The organism is Halomonas sp. DN3, assembly GCF_024137905.1.
Lineage (GTDB): Bacteria > Pseudomonadota > Gammaproteobacteria > Pseudomonadales > Halomonadaceae > Halomonas > Halomonas litopenaei.
In genome coordinates, this window is the sequence record NZ_CP099965.1 from 4,216,325 (window position 1) to 4,232,945 (window position 16,621).

Consider the following 16,621-nt stretch of genomic DNA (forward strand, 5'->3'; position numbering starts at 1 on the left):
CGCTGGCGACTCAGTAACGAGCCTGACGGTGAACAGGGAAATCCCATTCCTGCTCGGGGAAGTACTTGGCCAGGCGCCAGTCACAGGCCCGGGCGTGGCCTTCCATGCCCTCGGTACGGGAAATCCGGGATCCCACCGCGCTAAAGGTCAGATTGGCCTCGACGCTCAACTGCTGGGTGGTCAGCACCTTCATGAACTTGTGGACATTGAGTCCACCGGAGTAACGCCCGGCACGCTTGGTCGGCAGGATATGGTTGGTACCGGAGCACTTGTCACCGTGGGTGACGGTGCTGCCCTCACCCAGAAACAGCGAGCCATAGTTGCTCAGATGCTGCTTCCACCAGTCCAGATCCTCGCACAGCACCTGCAGGTGCTCGCAGGCGTACTGATCGCTGATCGCGACGATCTCCTCGCGGCTGTCGCCCACGATGACCTCACCGAAGTCGCGCCAGGCAGCGTGAACGATATCAGCGTTAGGCATGTCGTCAGCGACTTTCGGCAGAATCTCCATCACTTCGCGGGCGGTCGCTTCGCTTGTGCTGAACAGCCACACCGGTGAATTCGGGCCGTGCTCGGCCTGGGACACCAGGTCGACGGCGATGGTCATCGGGTCGGCGGACTCGTCGGCGATGATCGCCGACTCGGTGGGGCCGGCAAACACATCGATACCCACTTCACCGAACAGCAGGCGCTTGGCTTCGGCCACGTAGGCGTTGCCGGGACCGACCAGGATGTCGGCCTCGCGGCCACCGAACAGGCCGAAGGCCATGCTGGCCATGGCGTGGACGCCGCCCATCTCGAGGATCATGTCGGCGCCGGCCACATGCATGGCGTAGGCCACCGCCGGGTTGATGCTGTCGCCCCGGGGCGGCGAACAGGCCACCACGTGTTCGACACCGGCGGCCTTGGCGGTGGCCACGCTCATCAGCGCCGAGGCGGCGTGAGCGTAGCGGCCGCCCGGCACATAGCAGCCGGCGCTGTGTACCGGCAGCACACGCTGACCGAGCAGCACGCCCTCTTCGGTCTCGATCTCGAAGGAGGTCAGGCTGTCACGCTGGGCCTCGGCAAAACGGCGGATCTGGCGGTGGGCGAAGTCGATGTCGTCCTTGACCGACTGGGGCACGCTGTCGATCAACTGACGCCGCTTGTCGTCGCTCAACACAAAGTCGCCGGTCCAGCCGTCAAACTTCTCGGCGTATTCGCGCACGGCCGCCTCGCCGCGGGCACGAATATCCTCGAGCATGCCACGCACCGCTTCCGTCACGCGCTGGTCTTCGGCGGCAACGCCAGCGGCGGCCTCCGCCTTCTTGAGATGACGAATGGTCATTGTTGTCTCCGAATAACGTCGTCGAGGGCGCCCGAACTCAGCGGGCGCCTGCCCTGAAGCGCCCTGGGCCTAGCCCTTGTAGTCGGGGAAACCGAAGGTATCGGGATAGCCGAACAGCGCAACGGCGCCGCCGGTGTGCAGGAAGACGACGTTCTCGTCCTGCTTGAAGTGGCCCTGGCGGATCAGGTCGATCAGCCCTGCCATGCCCTTGCCGGAGTACACCGGGTCCAGAAGGATGCCTTCGTGACGGGCCAGCAGGGTGACCGCCTCGATCATGCTGTCGGTGGGCACACCGTAGCCCTCACCCACGTAGTCGCAGTTGGCGACCACCTGTTCGCGGCTGACGACGCCGGACAGGCCGAGCTTGGCTTCGGTCTTCTGGGCCAGGGCAAAGACGTTGGCTTCCTGCTTGTCCTTCGGCGCGCGAACGCCGATGCCGAGCACCGGGATACCGGCGTTGCAGGCGCTGAGGCCGGTGACCAGGCCCGCCTGGGTGCCGGCGCTGCCGGTGGCGTGGACCAGATGATCGATGCGCAGACCCATGTCGTTGGCCTGGGCCAGAAGTTCCAGGGCGGCATTGACGTAGCCCAGGGCACCGATCTCGTTGGAGCCGCCGCCGGGGATGATGTAGGGCTTCTTGCCTTCACTCTTCAGACGATCGGCCAGGCCTTCCATCTCGGCGGCCATGTCGGCACCGCCCGGGCGCTTCTCGACGCTGGCGCCGTGGAGCTGATCAAGGAAGACATTGCCGTTGTAGTTGTAGTTGGGGTCCTCGCTGCCGGTGCGGTCTTCCAGCAGAATGTGGCACTCGAGCCCCAGCTTGCAGGCGGCGGCCACGGTCTGGCGGGCGTGGTTGGACTGGGTGGCGCCCTGGGTGATGATGGTGTCGGCGCCCTGTTCCAGGGCGTCGGCCATCAGGAATTCAAGCTTGCGGGTCTTGTTGCCCCCGGTGGACAGGCCGGTGCAGTCGTCGCGCTTGATCCACAGGCGTGGACCGCCAAGCAGCTTGCTCAGGTTGTCCATGGGCTCCAGCGGGGTGGGCATATGGCCGAGACGGACACGGGGGAAACGGGACAGGTGCATACGGGCCTCCAGGCGAGTCATTGTTGGCATTGGCGTGCTCTCTTGACGACCTACGTCGAAAGACACAGCAGGCCTGAAGGCCTGCCCTCGAGCGATCGCTTCCAAGTTAAGCCTCGCCTGGAACATGAGACCAATGCCAAGGTGCTCGCCAGCTGTTAAATTTTTGCATAGCCACTGCTTAGACCCGGCCGCTACCCACCAAGGCAGACCAAAACACCAATGAAGATCGAATGGATAGAGGATTTTCTCGAGCTTATCGAAGCGGGCACCTTTTCCCAGGCGGCCGAACGGCGCCACGTCACCCAGCCGGCATTCTCGCGCCGTATCCGCCAGCTGGAAGAATGGCTGGGGGTGGCGCTGATCGATCGCAGCGCCTCGCGCCTGGAGTTGACCGCCCACGCGCGGGCGTACGAGCCCCAATTGCGAGAGTGGCTGGCACGCCTTTACGCCATGCGCAGTCGTCTCAGAAGCGATGCCCGCCAGGGGCCCAGGGCCATTCTGACCACCCAGCACACCCTGACCGTCAGCTACCTGCCGCGTCTATTGCGCCACCTGCGTCATCACGCGCCTGAGGTGGGACTGCAGATCACCTCATCCGACCGCAGCCAGTGCATCCACGACTTCGAGCAAGGCAAGGCCGACCTGTTGCTGTGTTCAGAGCTGGAGGGCGCTCCCCTGTTCAGTGGCAGCGATAGCGTCGAGCGGCTGTCACTGGGCGTCGAACGGCTGTTGCCGGTGTGTGCGTCGGATCATCACGGTGGTCTCATGCACGAACTCGAGGAAGGTCAACGACTGCCCTTGATCGGCTACGATCCGGACAGCTTTCTTGGCCAGGCCCTGGCGACGCCTTACCTGCTCGATGCCCAACGCCACTACGAGATCGAACTGGTCTGCGAGACCGCCTTCACCATCGGCATTCGCCAACTCGCCCTGGCCGGTCTCGGCATCGGCTGGCTACCCCACGGGTTGATCGAGGAAGACCTCGAGAGCGGCAAGCTGATTTCCTTGCAGGAAATCCTCGGCGGCCCCTCTCTGGAAGTGGCCTGCTATCGCCATCGCGACGAAGCGGCAGTGGCAGCCCCCCTGTGGCACCTGCTGGAAGAACGCCCTCCCGCGGTCTAGCACTCCCCTGCAGTTCGAAGCCCCTCGATCTCGCACCTCAAACTCCCTGAGGGGCGGCGGAAAGCGTCAGCTCGATGGCGTCGTGGCGCCAGTACTCATCATCACAGTCGATGGCACGGCCGTTCTGGTCGTGGTTGATGCGGGTGATGCGCTGGGCGGGGCTGCCGCGTACCGCGTTGAGCGCGCTGGCGGCGTCGCTGGAAAGTACACAGGTGCCGAGCTCGTAGCTGACCCGCCCGACCCGGATGCCGTACTCGCGGCGGTAGAGCTCGGTCAGCGATTCCCGCGCCAGATCGAACTCCAGAATGGCGGGAAAGCAGCGCGGCAACAGATGGTGTTCCACGTAGAGCACCCGGCGTTCGTCCACCAGCCGGGCACGACAGATGCGGTAGACGCGCTCGCCTTCGGCGAGTCCCAGCCGGCGGGCGACCGTGACGGGCGCGATCACTTCCTCGGCACTGAGCAACAGGGTGCGGGCGCTGCGCTGCTGGGATCGCACCATCTCGTGAAACGGCAGGCAGGCCAACAGGTCATAGCGTAGCCGTGGCGGCGACACGAACCAGCCGCGCCGATTCTCGCGATACACGCAGCCCTCCGCCTCCAGCTCATTGAGTGCCTCGCGCAGGGTGATGCGGGTGGTCTGGAGGCGCGCCATCATGTCTCGCTCGCTGGGCAGACGGCGATCGCCCCGTGTCGAGGCCAGACTCAGCAAGGGCGCAAGACGCTCGCGCAGGCGATGGGAGGGTGAGGCGTCGTGCGAGGTGTCGTCAGGGACAGTAGGCAAGGCGGACTCTCGAAGCTCTGACCAGGATCGCCGCCGGGCAGTATCCGGCGGCGTCCAGCTTTCTGGTATAGACCAAAGAAGGTTCAACGTAATTTCAGCAGTCTAGTGGCAAGCCGGTGACAACGCGATGACAGTGCTCGAACGAGTCGGGTTTTTCGTCCTTTACCTAGCTCATATGGACTGAGACGAGACTGCCACGCAACTGACACGAGGCTGTCACGCTAGCTCCTTAGGGTGATCGTCAACGGAAACTGATCTAGACCAGAAAGGCGCATCGGTTTCCGTCGACTTCACGCCCCTGACCCGGAGACCCTCCCGTGATCGTCACTTCTCTGCGTTACCCGACCCTGACCGCCCTGGCCTGCGCTGGCCTGCTGTCCACCGCCGCCCAGGCAAGCACCGCCGAGCTTGAGTCACTGATCGAGGCCGCCAAGCAGGAAGGCCGCGTCGACAGCGTCGGCATGCCCGACACCTGGGCCAACTGGAAGGACACCTGGGCCGACCTGGAAAGCGTCTACGGCCTGGCGCACACCGATACCGACATGAGCTCCGCCGAGGAAGTCGCCAAGTTCAAGGCCGAGGGCGAGAACGCCACCGCCGATATCGGCGATGTCGGCTTCGCCTTCGGACCGATCGCGGTGCAGCAGGGGGTGACCCAGCCCTACAAGCCCACCACCTGGGACGAGATCCCCGACTGGGCCAAGGACGAAGATGGCCATTGGATGCTCGGCTACACCGGTACCATTGCGCTGATGATCAACAAGAACCTGGTGGAAGAGGACCAGCGCCCGAGCTCCTTCGCCGACCTGCGCGAGGGTGACTACTCGGTATCGGTGGGCGCCGTGGGCCAGGCCTCCCAGGCCAACAATGCGGTGCTCGCCGCCGCCTACGCCGCCGGTGGCGACGAGGGCAATCTGGCCCCGGGCCTTGAGCTGTTCGCCGAACTGGCCGAGCAGGGCCGACTGTCGCTGGCCGACGTGTCCATCGCCAACCTGGAGAAGGGCGAAGTGGAAGTGGCCCTGCTGTGGGACTTCAACGCCTTGAACTACCGCGACCAGATCGACCGTGACGCCTTCGAGGTGGTGATCCCCTCGGACGCTTCGGTGACCTCCGGCTATGCCACCATCATCAACACCCACGCCCAGCACCCCAACGCCGCCAAGCTGGCCCGTGAGTACATCCTGTCCGACGAAGGGCAGTTCAACCTGGCCGAGGGCTACGCTCGCCCGATCCGCGCCGACCACCTGACCCTGCCCGACGATATCGCCGCCAAGCTGCTGCCCAACGAGCAGTACGCCAGCGCCCGCCCGATCCAGGACTTTGCCGCCTGGGAACAGAGCGCCAAGGTGCTGCCGCGCCAGTGGCAGTCCGAGGTGCTGATCCACCAGCAGTGATCAAGCGCTGAGGACAGCGCCGCTACGTCGATCGACCGCTGAAGACAGTGCCCAAGGGGCCTGTCTTCAGCGCATTCCACGCCATTTCGCGACAGCGCCGCGCCCTGTATTGCCGCGCGGCCGGGAGTCATCATGACCAGACCCGTCATACTGGTGGTGCTGGACGGCCTCAATCACGCCGTCGGCCATCACGCCATGGGCCACTTGAGCGCCCTGGTGGAGGCCGGACGCGGCTACATCACCCACCTCGACTGCGAGCTGCCGGCCATGTCTCGGCCGCTCTACGAGTGCCTGCTGACCGGCGATCGCCCGGTGGACTCCGGGGTAGTGCACAACGACATCGTGCGCCGTTCCCATGGCACCAGCCTGTTCGACCTGGCCCGCGGCCAGGGCCTTGCCACCGCAGCGGCGGCCTATCACTGGGTCAGTGAGCTCTACGTCAAGGCACCCTTCGAGCGCACCCGCGACCGCTTCCTCGACGATCCGGCGGCGGCCATCCAGGCCGGCATCTTCTACTGGCAGGACCACTATCCGGATGATCACCTGTTCAGCGACGCCGAGGCCCTGAGGCAACGCCACGCGCCGGACTTCCTGCTGGTTCACAGCATGAACATCGACGACACCGGCCACCGTCACGGCGGCGACTCGCCCCAGTACAGAAACGCCGCCCGCCACGCCGACATCGCCCTGGCCGATTATCTGCCACGCTGGCTGGCCGACGGCTGCCAGGTGATGATCACCGCCGACCATGGCATGAACGCCGATCGCTCCCACTCGGGCCTGCTGGAAGAAGAACGCCGGGTGCCGCTGTGGCTGTTCGGCGACGCCTTTGCCGACCCCGCCGAACGGGTCATCCGCCAGACCCACCTGTGCGGCACCCTGGCAAGCGTCCTCGGGCTCTCCCACGACAAGCCCTGGCATCCCGAGCTGCTGGCCGCGACCAACACTGCCAGCGTCGCATCCACCGCGAACGCCACCTGCAACGAGGAGGCCGGATCGTGAAGGCGCCCCTACCGGCCTGGCTGTGGCTTGTGCCTTTCGCCGTGATATTCACCGCCTTCCAGCTGGCGCCGATGGCCTGGGTCGCGATCAGCGCCTTCAACGTCAACGGCGACTGGGGCCTTGGCCACTTTCAGGAGATCGCCCAGTCGGCGTTCTTCCGCCAGGCGATCTGGAAGAGCCTGACCATCTCGCTGGTGTCCAGCGCCATCGGCCTGGTCATCGCCACCCTGACCTGCCACGCCCTGGTGCGTTCCGGCGGACGCCTGAGGCGAGCGATGATCGCCTTCACCAACATGACCTCCAACTTTGCCGGCGTGCCGCTGGCCTTCGCCTTCATCATCCTGCTGGGGGCCAACGGCGTGCTGACCCTGGCGCTTCAACGACTCGGCATCATCGAGGACGTGCGTCTTTACTCCACCGGCGGGCTGATCGTCATCTACACCTGGTTCCAGATTCCGCTGGGCATCCTGCTGCTGTTCCCGGCCTTCGCCGGCCTCAAGGCGGAATGGCGTGATGCCGCCAGCCTGCTCGGCGCCGGGCGCATCGCCTACTGGCAGCGCATCGGCCTGCCGGTGCTGTGGCCGGCCCTGGCCGGCACCTTCACGGTACTGTTCGCCAACGCCATGGGCGCCTACGCCACCGTCTACGCGCTGGTCAACACCAGCTACAACCTGATGACCATTCGTATCGCCAACCTGGTGGCCGGCGACCTGTTCCTCGAGCCCAATCTGGCAAGCGCCCTGGCGCTGATCCTGGTGCTGCTGCTGGTGCTGGTCACCCTGGTCCAGCAGTGGCTGTTGAGAAGGAGTGCACAGCATGGCTCACGCTGAAACCCTGCCGGCTCACAAGGGCCCGACCGCAGCGTCGCTGTCGGCGACCTTCAATCCCTACGCCTGGATCGTCGGCAGCGTCTTCGCGGTGCTGGCCCTGCCGCTGGTGGCGACCCTGGGTTACGCCCTGGCCACCCGCTGGGGCGCGACCCTGGTCCCCGATGGACTGACCCTGGCCTGGTTCGTGGAGCTGTGGACCACCCCGCGCTTTGTGGCCGCCTTCGCCCGGTCGCTGGCCGTCGCCGTGGGTGCCCTGGTGCTGTCGCTGGTGCTGGTGATGCCGGTGGCCTTGCTGGCCCACACCCGCTATCCGTGGCTGGACCGCTGGATGAACACCCTGATCCTGATGCCCTTCGCGGTGCCCCCGGTGGTGTCCTCGGTGGGGCTACTCAAGCTCTACGCCGGCGGCCCGCTGCCGCTGGTGGGCACCCCCTGGATCCTGATTCCCACCTACTTCACCATCGTGCTGCCGTTCATGTACCGCGCCATTGCCAACAGCCTGCGTGCGGTGGACGTGCAAAGCCTGATGGACGCCGCCCAGCTGCTGGGTGCCGGGCCGCTTAAAGCCTTCTTTCTGGTCATCCTGCCCAACCTGCGTGGTGGAGTGCAGATCGCCATCTTCCTGTCGTTTTCGTTCCTGGTCGGCGAATTCGTCTTCGCCAACATGCTGGTGGGCACCCGCTTCGAGACGCTGCAGGTCTACCTCAACAATATGCGCGGCGCCAGCGGTCACTTCACCAGCGCCCTGGTGATCACCCTGTTCGCCTTTACCCTGATCCTGACCTGGCTGGGCAATCGCCAGGCCGAGCACACCATCACGGAGGCCACACGATGATGGCTGCCACCACACCTGCCACCCAGCGCGCCGCCCCGTCCACGGTCCCGTCCACTATTCCGTCCTCGGCCCAGACCACGGCCCCGTCAGCGCCAGGCCGCCAGGAAAACGGCAATGCGGTCTCGCTGAGGGGGCTGGCCAAGCGCTTCGGCGAGACCTCGGTGTTCGCCGACATCGACGCCGATATCGAGCATGGCGAGTTCATCACCCTGCTGGGGCCGTCCGGCTGCGGCAAGTCGACCCTGCTGCGGGCCATCGCAGGGCTGACCTCGCTGGACGCCGGCAGCATCCACATCGGCGGTGACGAGATCACCCGCCTGCCGCCCCAGCGACGTGGAGTCGGCATGGTGTTTCAGCACTATGCGCTGTTTCCCAACCTCAAGGTCGCCGACAACGTCGCCTTCGGCCTGCGCATGCAGAAGGTCCCCGGTGACGAGCGCGCGCGCCGGGTGGACGAGGTGTTGCGCCTGGTAGAGATGCAGGACCAGGCGCACAAGTTTCCCCACCAGCTGTCGGGCGGGCAATGCCAGCGGGTGGCACTGGCACGCTCGCTGGTGGTGGAACCCAAGGTACTGCTGATGGACGAGCCGCTATCGGCGCTGGACGCCCGCATTCGTCGACATCTGCGCGACCAGATCCGCGAGATTCAGAAGACCCTCGGCCTGACCACCCTGTTCGTGACCCATGATCAGGAAGAGGCCATGTTGATGTCCGACCGGGTGTTCCTGATGCACCAGGGGAGGATCCTGCAAAAGGACACCGCCGAGGTGCTCTACACCCGGCCCCGGGACGAAAACGCCGCCGGTTTCATGGGCCACTACTGCCTGCTCGACGCCGTCGAGGCCGCGCCACTGCTGGGTTTTCGCAGCCAGGCCGGGCGAGTCGCGCTGCGCCCCGAGGCGCTCTATCTCAGCGTGCAGGGCCGCCCTTTGGGTGGCGAGCGGCCGGCGCGGGTGGGACCGGGCGTCAGCGGACGTGTGCGTCGACATCGCCTGCTCGGTAACATCGTGCGCTACGACATCGACTGCGATGGCACCAGCCTCGCCGTCGATACCCTCAATCGCTCCGCCCGCAGCCTGCTGCCCGCCGGCTGCGAGGTGACGATCCACGTCGATCTCGACGAGGTTCAGGAGCTGGATGCATGAACGACCTGACGAGCCCTGTCACCATGATCACTGACGCCTGCCACGGCGACGCCGCCAAGGCCCCCGACGCGCCCATGACCCTGGCCCTGTTCGACCTCGACGACACCTTGCTCAACGGCGACATCACTGGACTCTGGAGCCAGTGGCTGATCGATCTCGGCTGGATCGAGGACGGCGACGCTTACCGCGCCGCCTTCGCCGAACACATGGCCGCCTACGCCGCCGGGACGCTCGACATGGAAGCCCATCTGGCGCTGTTGCTGACGCCGCTGGCCGGCCGCAGCGAGGCCGACGTCAGGCAACAGGTCGACGCCTTCCTCGAGGCCGAGGTGGTGCCCCGGCTATTCCCCCAGGGCCACGAACGCCTGGCCTGGCACCGTGACCAGGGCCATCGGGTGGTGATCATCTCGGCCTCGCCGATCCACGTGGTCGGGCCGCTGGCCGAGCGCCTCGGTGCCGATCAAGCGCTGGCCACCGCCCTCGAACTCGATTCGCGCAGGCGCTACACCGGCAAGGCCGAGGGCATCCGCACCTTCCAGGGCGGCAAGCTCGAGGCGCTGCGCGAGTGGCTGGCCGAGCACACCCCGGTGGAGAGCTTCGGCTACTCCGACTCGCGTAACGACCTGCCCCTGCTGGAATTCGTCGACCGTCCCTTCGCCATCAACCCGGATCCGACGCTTGATGCCACCGCCCGCGAGCGCGGCTGGCCGGTACAGTGGTGGCGGCAGGTCGACTGAGCGTGGAGGCACCGGGCGGAAGAGGTTAGGCTGTTACCTACTTTCTAATCTACAACGAGCCGCCCGTATGACCTCTCCTGCCACCATCGCCCTGCTGGGCACCGGTATCATGGGCCTGCCCATGGGCCGTCATCTGATCCGTGCAGGCTTCCCCCTGCGTGCCTGGAATCGCAGCATCGACAAGGCAGCCCCGCTGGGCGAACTTGGCGCCACTCTGGCCGAGACACCCATCGAGGCAGCGGCAAACGCCCAGGCGGTGGTGATGATGGTAAGTTCGGGCGCGGTATGCGAGACGCTGCTGTTCGGCGACGACGGCATCGCCCGTCAGTTGTCCCCCGGTACCCTGCTCATCGTGATGTCGACCATTGGCCACAGCGAGGCAATCGCCTTGGCCGAACGCTGTCGCGAGCTTGGCCTTGGCTGGGTGGACGCCCCGGTCTCCGGCGGCGAAAAGGGCGCGCGCGAAGGATCTCTTTCGATCATGGCCGGAGCAGACGCCGTCGATTACGACAGGGCAAAGCCCATTCTCGAGGCCATGGGCCATCCCCTGCATATTGGCCCGGCAGGCAGCGGCGCCCTGGCCAAGCTGGTCAATCAGTTGACGGTGGCCAGCACCATCGCGGCGGTGTCGGAAGCCCTGGTGCTGGCCGAAGCCGGCGGCGCCGACCCCGCCAAGGTGCGCCAGGCCATGCTGGGGGGCTTCGCCTACTCGCGGATTCTCGACCAGCATGGCCAACGCATGCTGGACGGCGACTTCGCACCCGGCGGCCCGGCCAGGCATCAGTTGAAGGACACCCGCGCCGCCTGCGACGTCGCCCGGGAACTCGGCCTCGACTTGCCGCTGCTTGAGTTGACCGACCGACTGTTCGGCGATCTGGTCAACGCGGGTGGTGCCGACCTCGATCACAGCGCCCTGCTGCTCGAGGTCCGGCGACGCAACGGCATGGACGCCGGCGAACTCGACCGCAACGACTGACGGACGGCGAGCTCGCCGGGCGTTATCGGCTATTGGCTGATCGGCTATTGGCTGGTCGGCTGTTGGCTGATCGGGGCATGGCCATCCTGCCCCTGCCCCTCCTCCAGGCGCTCGACGATAAAGGCCGCCATGGCAGCGGCGGCCGGCGACAGGCTGCGACCGGCCAGGCGCACCAGTCCCACCTGGCGCTCCACCACCGGGCACTCCAGCGGAACGAACCTCAGCCGCTCGTACTCCTCGGCAAACGCCAGTCGCGGCAGGGTGGTGATGCCGAGCCCCGCCACCAGGCTTGCGGTCAGCGAGATCATGTTGGAGATGAAGAAGGTGGGACTCGCCAGCAGCGCCTCGGCCTCGGTGCCCTCGAGCAGCCGCGAGGTGCCGTTGCCGATCAGGGTCTCGCCGGCAAGCTCGCGCCAGTGCAGGCTCTCGCGCCCGGCGAAGGGATGGTCATCGCGACACACCACCCCCACCTTGTCGCGCAGCAAAGGGGTAAACGCCAGGGCGTCGTCAGGCTGCCACAGGCTTGAAAGCCCGATATCCACCTCCCCCCCCAGCACCTGCTCGCGCACGAAGTCGGCGTTGCCGTCGTGCAGTGCCACGCGGATGCCCGGATAACGCTCGACGAACTCCGACAGCAAGCTCGGCATCAGGCGGCTGGCCACCGACGGTACCGCCGCCATATCTAGATGCCCCGCCTGGCGCTCGACCTGGGCGAGCAGGTCACGGCTCAGGCGATCATGCTGGAGGATCAGCTCGCGAAAGCGCGGCACGCAGTACTCGCCGAAGGGGGTGAGGCTCGCCTGGGCACCCTTCTCGAACAGCGCCTCGCCAAGCCGCGCCTCCAGCTCGCGCACCGCCATCGACACCGCCGGCTGACTGCGGTGAAGCTGGCGCGCGGCGGCGTGAAAGCCGCCGTGGTCGACGATCGCCAGCACGTAGCGCAGCGGCTGGATCTTGAGGTCGGGGAGCATGGCATTTCCTCACACGGGCCGTCACACAGGCCGTCACACAGACAGGCGGTAAGCCTTACTTATCATATGCTCGTTATTATTGATTATCTTTATTTTGATGGCTCTCCTAGGCTGTGTCGCATTCGTTACAGGAGGTCATCATGTCTCAGCAGTCAGCCTACGCACTCTATATCGACGGCCAGTGGATCGACGGCGTCGACCAGATCGAGAACCGCAGCCCGTCGGATACCAGCGACCTGATCGGCGTCTACGCCCAGGCTTCGACCGAGCAGGTCAAGGACGCCATCGACGCCGCCCGCCGGGGTGGCCGCGAATGGGCCAAGAGCGGCCTGGAGCAGCGCTACGGCGTGCTGATGGCGGTGGGCGACGAGCTGATGGCGCGCAAGGCCGAGCTCGGCGAGCTGCTGGCCCGTGAAGAGGGCAAGACCCTGGCCGAGGCCGTCGGCGAGGTCCACCGCTCTGCCCAGTTCTTCCACTACTATGCCGCCGAGGTGCTGCGCCAGATCGATGAGCGCGCCGAGTCGGTGCGTCCCGGCGTGGAAGTGGAGGTGCGCCGCGAGCCGGTAGGAGTAGTCGGCGTCATCAGCCCCTGGAACTTCCCCATGGCCACCGCGGTGTGGAAGATCGCCCCGGCGCTGGCCTTCGGCAACGCCGTGGTGTTCAAGCCGGCCAACCTGGTCCCGGGCAGCGCCTGGGCGCTGACCGAGATCCTCAGCCGCCAGGCGCTGCCCGCCGGCACCTTCAACCTGATCATGGGACCGGGCTCGAGCGTCGGCGACGCCCTGATCTCGAGTCCCGAGATCAACGCCCTGACCTTTACCGGGTCGCTTGAGGTCGGTCGCCGGGTGGCCGGCGCCACCGCCGCCAACCTGGTCAAGTGCCAGCTCGAGATGGGCTCCAAGAACGCCCTGATCGTGGCCGACGACGCCGATCTCGACCTCGCCGTGGAGGCCGCCTTCAACGGCGCCTACTCCGGCACCGGCCAGAAGTGCACCGCCTCGTCGCGCTTGATCGTCACAGAAAAGGTCCACGACGCCTTCGTCGAACGACTGATCGAGCGCCTGAAGCAGGTGCGTGTCGGCCCCGCCCTGGAAGACGGCGTGCACATCGGCCCGGCGGCCGACGCCCGCCAGCTTGCCTCCAACCTGGCATGGGTCGAGCGTGCCCAGGCCGACGGCGCCCGGCTGGTGTTCGGCGGCGAGCGCGTCAGCGCAGTCAGCGACGGCTACTTCATGGCACCGGCGCTTCTGGTGGATACCACCAACGACATGGCCATCAATCGCGAGGAGGTGTTCGGCCCGATCGCCTGCGTGATCAAGGTCGCCGACGCCAACGAGGCCATCGAGGTGCTCAACGACACCCACTTCGGCCTGACCGCCGGCATCATCACCGACTCGCTGAAGCTTGCCAGCGAGTTCAAGGCCCGCGCCGAGACCGGCTGCGTGATGGTCAACCTGCCCACCGCAGGCACCGACTACCACGTGCCCTTCGGCGGCCGCAAGGCGTCGAGCTTCGGCCCCCGCGAGCAGGGCCGCTACGCCCGCGAGTTCTACACCGTGGTCAAGACCTGCTACGTCAAGGCCTGAGGAGAGACGTCATGTCCCGAGAAATGCTGACCGTCGACGGCCTGCAGTACTCCAACTGGTCGCGGGAAATCTTCGAGCAGATGCGCGAAGGCGGCCTGGACGCCGTCCACGCCACCCTGGTCTACCACGAGACCACCCGCGAGACGCTGTCGCGCCTGGGCGAGTGGAACCGCCGCTTCGAGGCCCATGCGGACCTGATCATGCCGGTACGCGGGCCCGGCGATATCGCCAAGGCCCAGGCCAGCGGGCGCATCGGAGTCTTTCTCGGCGCCCAGAACTGCTCGCCCATCGAGGACGACATCGACATGGTCGAGGTGATGCGCGATCTCGGCCTCCTGATCATGCAGCTCACCTACAACAACCAGAGCCTGCTGGCCTGTGGCTGCTACGAGGCAGAAGACAGCGGTATCACCCGCTTCGGGCGCCAGGTGATCCGCGAGATGAACCGGGTCGGCATGGTCATCGACATGTCCCACAGCGCCGAGCGCTCGACCCTCGAGGCCATCGAGCTGTCGAGCCGCCCGGTGATCATCTCCCACGCCAACCCCGAGAGCTTCCACCCGGCCAAGCGCAACAAGTCCGATCGGGTACTCAGGGCCATCGCCGAGTGCAACGGCCTGCTGGGCTTCTCAGCCTACCCCTTCCACCTGCGCAACGGCCCCGACTGCACCCTTGCCGAGTACTGCGAGATGATCGCCCGCACCGCCGACCTGATGGGGGTCGAACACCTGGGCATCGGCACCGACCTGTGTCAGAACCAGCCCACCTCGGTGCTCGACTGGATGCGCAACGGCCGCTGGTCCAAGGACATTGACTACGGCGAGGGCAGCGCCACCAACGCCGGCTGGCCGCGGCCACTGGCCTGGCTCAAGGACAGCCGCGACTTCCCCAACCTGATCCAGGGCCTGCGCGACGTCGGCATGAACGAGGACGAAGTGGCCGGCATCATGGGCCGCAACTGGGTGGCGCTGCTGGAGCGCGCCGCCACGCCTCAGGGTATCGCCAAGGTCGCCTGAGGCGACCCTCGGAGCAGTCCTCGACCAGCCACCGACCAGCCCTCGACCAACCCTGGACCAGCCATCCGTCAGCCACCGACCCGCCGGCATTCCAGATTTCAACAACAACCGAATGCCAGCGGCCATCAATCACCATAACAGGCACCGCCACGACGGTGCCGCACGCCAGAGGTTCATGCCATGACCACCTCCACCACCGGCACCTCGTCACCCGCCGATCGCTCGGCGCCAGCCACCGCGGACTTGCCCGCCGGCCAGTATCGCCTGGGCGACCCCGTCGTGCTCTGTCTCAGTATCGGTTTCATCCTGCTGTTCGTTGGCCTGTCGCTGTACGACATCGACGGCGTCGCGGGGGCCATCGGCACGGGCTTCGCCTGGACCGCCAAGGCGCTCGGCAGCTACTTCCAGATCCTCTTGCTGCTGACTTTCTTTATCGCCATGGGGCTGATCGCCACCCCGGCGGCGAGTGCACGCATCGGCAACACCCGCACGCCGGAACTGTCCACCTTCAAGTGGGTGTCGATCATCATGTGCACCCTGCTGGCGGGGGGCGGGGTGTTCTTCGCCGCCGGCGAGCCGATCTACCACTTCGTGGTCACGCCGCCGGCCTTTGCCGGCAGCGCGGCCATCGAGGCCGGCAGCGACTCCGCCATCGCCCCGGCCCTGGCCCAGTCGTTCATGCACTGGGGCTTTCTGGCCTGGGCGGTGCTCGGCAGCCTGACCGCGGTGGTGCTGTCCCACGCCCACTATGACAAGGGCCAGCCCTTGCAGCCGCGCACCCTGCTCTATCCGGTACTCGGCGAGCGGCTGATGAAGGGCCCGCTGGGCGGCGTGGTCGACGCCCTGTGCGTGATTGCGGTGGTGGCCGGTACCGTCGGCCCCATCGGCTTTCTCGCTACCCAGGTCAGCTTCGGTCTGCACGAGCTGTTCGGTGTGGCCAACACCTACATGACCCAGTTGATCATCCTGATCGGCCTTGGCGCGGTCTACGTCACCTCGGCGGTTACCGGCATCGACAAGGGCATCCAGATCCTGTCGCGCTTCAACGTCTTCCTGGCGCTGGCCATCGCCGCGGTGATCTTCCTGTTCGGCCCGACGCTGTTCATGGTCAACGCCTTCACCCAGGGCTTCGGCGAGTACCTGACGTCGTTCTTCGCCATGTCGACGATGACCGCCCAGAGCGCGCCGGACTGGTGGATGCAGTGGTGGACGGTGTTCTTCTTCGCCTGGTTCATCGGCTACGGCCCGCTGATGGCGATCTTCGTCGCGCGCATCTCCAGGGGCCGCACGATTCGCCAGATGGTGCTCACCGTGGCGGTGCTGGCACCGGTAGCCACGGCCATCTGGTTCACCCTGCTGGGTGGCTCCGGCATCTTCTACCAGATGACCGGAGCCATCGACCTGACCGAGGCGCTCAACAACTTCCAGTTCGACGTGGCTACGCTGACCGTGGCCCAGGCGCTGCCCGGCGGTACCGTCATGGCGGTGGCGATCCTGGTGCTGACCACCATCTTCGTCGCCACCACCGGTGACTCCATGAGCTACGCCATCGCCGTGGTCGGCGCCGGCCACGACGAGCCGAGCCCGCTGGTTCGCGCCTTCTGGGGCATCGCCATGGCGCTGATGGCGGCTATCCTCCTGTACATGGGTGCGGGGCAGATCAGCGCCCTGCAACAGTTCATCGTGCTGACCGCCATCCCGGTGTCGCTGGTGCTGCTGCCGTCGCTGTGGACCGGCCCCCAGGCCGCCCTCGCCATGGCCCGCGCCCAGGGCATCACCAGCCAAAAAGCCAGCGCTACAGGGGAGGCCTGAG

Annotated in this window: 15 protein-coding genes; 11 read left to right on the top strand and 4 right to left on the bottom strand. The window is 66.3% G+C overall.

Annotated elements, in window-relative coordinates; genetic code table 11:
- Positions 1 to 10: 10 nt before the first annotated feature.
- Positions 11 to 1,327, bottom strand: a complete 1,317-nt coding sequence (gene hisD, locus NKF27_RS18150; protein ID WP_181248668.1) for a histidinol dehydrogenase — start codon at positions 1,325 to 1,327, stop codon at positions 11 to 13.
- A 69-nt stretch (positions 1,328 to 1,396) separates the two neighbouring features.
- Complete coding sequence (locus tag NKF27_RS18155) at positions 1,397 to 2,410, bottom strand: D-cysteine desulfhydrase (RefSeq protein WP_253554086.1); 1,014 nt, start codon at positions 2,408 to 2,410, stop codon at positions 1,397 to 1,399.
- A 219-nt stretch (positions 2,411 to 2,629) separates the two neighbouring features.
- Here NKF27_RS18155 and NKF27_RS18160 point away from each other — a divergent pair, with 219 nt between their 5' ends.
- Positions 2,630 to 3,532 carry a LysR family transcriptional regulator gene (locus NKF27_RS18160; RefSeq protein ID WP_108133476.1) on the top strand — a complete coding sequence of 301 codons (903 nt, stop codon included), beginning with the start codon at positions 2,630 to 2,632 and terminating at the stop codon, positions 3,530 to 3,532.
- A gap of 37 nt (positions 3,533 to 3,569) precedes the next feature.
- Here the strand turns inward: NKF27_RS18160 and NKF27_RS18165 are convergent, their stop codons facing one another.
- Entirely contained in the window at positions 3,570 to 4,316 is a 747-nt protein-coding gene (locus tag NKF27_RS18165; protein WP_231498696.1) for a UTRA domain-containing protein, read from the bottom strand.
- Positions 4,317 to 4,633: 317 nt separating this feature from the next.
- Here NKF27_RS18165 and NKF27_RS18170 point away from each other — a divergent pair, with 317 nt between their 5' ends.
- The 7 genes from NKF27_RS18170 to NKF27_RS18200 all read left to right on the top strand — a co-directional run bounded on the left by NKF27_RS18170 (position 4,634) and on the right by NKF27_RS18200 (position 11,235).
- Positions 4,634 to 5,710: an ABC transporter substrate-binding protein gene (locus NKF27_RS18170; protein ID WP_253554088.1), complete on the top strand. Its 1,077-nt coding sequence runs from the start codon at positions 4,634 to 4,636 to the stop codon at positions 5,708 to 5,710.
- Between the two features lie 132 nt (positions 5,711 to 5,842).
- Positions 5,843 to 6,712 (top strand): alkaline phosphatase family protein, encoded by an 870-nt coding sequence (locus tag NKF27_RS18175; protein WP_253554089.1) that lies wholly within the window; start codon positions 5,843 to 5,845, stop codon positions 6,710 to 6,712.
- Entirely contained in the window at positions 6,709 to 7,542 is an 834-nt protein-coding gene (locus NKF27_RS18180) for an ABC transporter permease subunit (protein WP_108449221.1), read from the top strand. Before NKF27_RS18175 ends, NKF27_RS18180 begins: the two co-directional genes overlap by 4 nt.
- Entirely contained in the window at positions 7,529 to 8,377 is an 849-nt protein-coding gene (locus tag NKF27_RS18185) for an ABC transporter permease (RefSeq protein ID WP_253554092.1), read from the top strand. The genes NKF27_RS18180 and NKF27_RS18185 overlap by 14 nt, the downstream gene beginning before the upstream one ends.
- A complete protein-coding gene (locus tag NKF27_RS18190) occupies positions 8,374 to 9,522 on the top strand; it encodes an ABC transporter ATP-binding protein (RefSeq protein ID WP_253554096.1) in 1,149 nt (382 codons plus the stop codon). The genes NKF27_RS18185 and NKF27_RS18190 overlap by 4 nt, the downstream gene beginning before the upstream one ends.
- Entirely contained in the window at positions 9,519 to 10,259 is a 741-nt protein-coding gene (locus NKF27_RS18195) for an HAD family phosphatase (RefSeq protein WP_253554103.1), read from the top strand. The genes NKF27_RS18190 and NKF27_RS18195 overlap by 4 nt, the downstream gene beginning before the upstream one ends.
- A 67-nt stretch (positions 10,260 to 10,326) precedes the next feature.
- Positions 10,327 to 11,235 (top strand): NAD(P)-dependent oxidoreductase, encoded by a 909-nt coding sequence (locus NKF27_RS18200; RefSeq protein ID WP_253554105.1) that lies wholly within the window; start codon positions 10,327 to 10,329, stop codon positions 11,233 to 11,235.
- 44 nt (positions 11,236 to 11,279) lie between these two features.
- Here the strand turns inward: NKF27_RS18200 and NKF27_RS18205 are convergent, their stop codons facing one another.
- Positions 11,280 to 12,206 (bottom strand): LysR family transcriptional regulator, encoded by a 927-nt coding sequence (locus NKF27_RS18205; protein WP_253554107.1) that lies wholly within the window; start codon positions 12,204 to 12,206, stop codon positions 11,280 to 11,282.
- Positions 12,207 to 12,346: 140 nt separating this feature from the next.
- Here NKF27_RS18205 and NKF27_RS18210 point away from each other — a divergent pair, with 140 nt between their 5' ends.
- The 3 genes from NKF27_RS18210 to NKF27_RS18220 all read left to right on the top strand — a co-directional run bounded on the left by NKF27_RS18210 (position 12,347) and on the right by NKF27_RS18220 (position 16,620).
- Positions 12,347 to 13,792: an aldehyde dehydrogenase family protein gene (locus tag NKF27_RS18210; RefSeq protein ID WP_253554114.1), complete on the top strand. Its 1,446-nt coding sequence runs from the start codon at positions 12,347 to 12,349 to the stop codon at positions 13,790 to 13,792.
- Positions 13,793 to 13,803: 11 nt separating this feature from the next.
- Positions 13,804 to 14,808, top strand: a complete 1,005-nt coding sequence (locus NKF27_RS18215) for a dipeptidase (protein WP_253554116.1) — start codon at positions 13,804 to 13,806, stop codon at positions 14,806 to 14,808.
- A gap of 180 nt (positions 14,809 to 14,988) precedes the next feature.
- Positions 14,989 to 16,620: a BCCT family transporter gene (locus NKF27_RS18220; protein WP_253554118.1), complete on the top strand. Its 1,632-nt coding sequence runs from the start codon at positions 14,989 to 14,991 to the stop codon at positions 16,618 to 16,620.
- Position 16,621: the final 1 nt, after the last annotated feature.

What these genes read in the sequence shown, in the direction of transcription:
- hisD (WP_181248668.1), bottom strand. Translation starts at nt 1,327, where the DNA reads ATGACCATTCGTCATCTCAAGAAGGCGGAGGCCGCCGCTGGCGTTGCC.
- NKF27_RS18155 (WP_253554086.1), bottom strand. Translation starts at nt 2,410, where the DNA reads ATGCACCTGTCCCGTTTCCCCCGTGTCCGTCTCGGCCATATGCCCACC.
- NKF27_RS18160 (WP_108133476.1), top strand. Translation starts at nt 2,630, where the DNA reads ATGAAGATCGAATGGATAGAGGATTTTCTCGAGCTTATCGAAGCGGGC.
- NKF27_RS18175 (WP_253554089.1), top strand. Translation starts at nt 5,843, where the DNA reads ATGACCAGACCCGTCATACTGGTGGTGCTGGACGGCCTCAATCACGCC.
- NKF27_RS18185 (WP_253554092.1), top strand. Translation starts at nt 7,529, where the DNA reads ATGGCTCACGCTGAAACCCTGCCGGCTCACAAGGGCCCGACCGCAGCG.
- NKF27_RS18190 (WP_253554096.1), top strand. Translation starts at nt 8,374, where the DNA reads ATGATGGCTGCCACCACACCTGCCACCCAGCGCGCCGCCCCGTCCACG.
- NKF27_RS18195 (WP_253554103.1), top strand. Translation starts at nt 9,519, where the DNA reads ATGAACGACCTGACGAGCCCTGTCACCATGATCACTGACGCCTGCCAC.
- NKF27_RS18200 (WP_253554105.1), top strand. Translation starts at nt 10,327, where the DNA reads ATGACCTCTCCTGCCACCATCGCCCTGCTGGGCACCGGTATCATGGGC.
- NKF27_RS18205 (WP_253554107.1), bottom strand. Translation starts at nt 12,206, where the DNA reads ATGCTCCCCGACCTCAAGATCCAGCCGCTGCGCTACGTGCTGGCGATC.
- NKF27_RS18210 (WP_253554114.1), top strand. Translation starts at nt 12,347, where the DNA reads ATGTCTCAGCAGTCAGCCTACGCACTCTATATCGACGGCCAGTGGATC.
- NKF27_RS18215 (WP_253554116.1), top strand. Translation starts at nt 13,804, where the DNA reads ATGTCCCGAGAAATGCTGACCGTCGACGGCCTGCAGTACTCCAACTGG.
- NKF27_RS18220 (WP_253554118.1), top strand. Translation starts at nt 14,989, where the DNA reads ATGACCACCTCCACCACCGGCACCTCGTCACCCGCCGATCGCTCGGCG.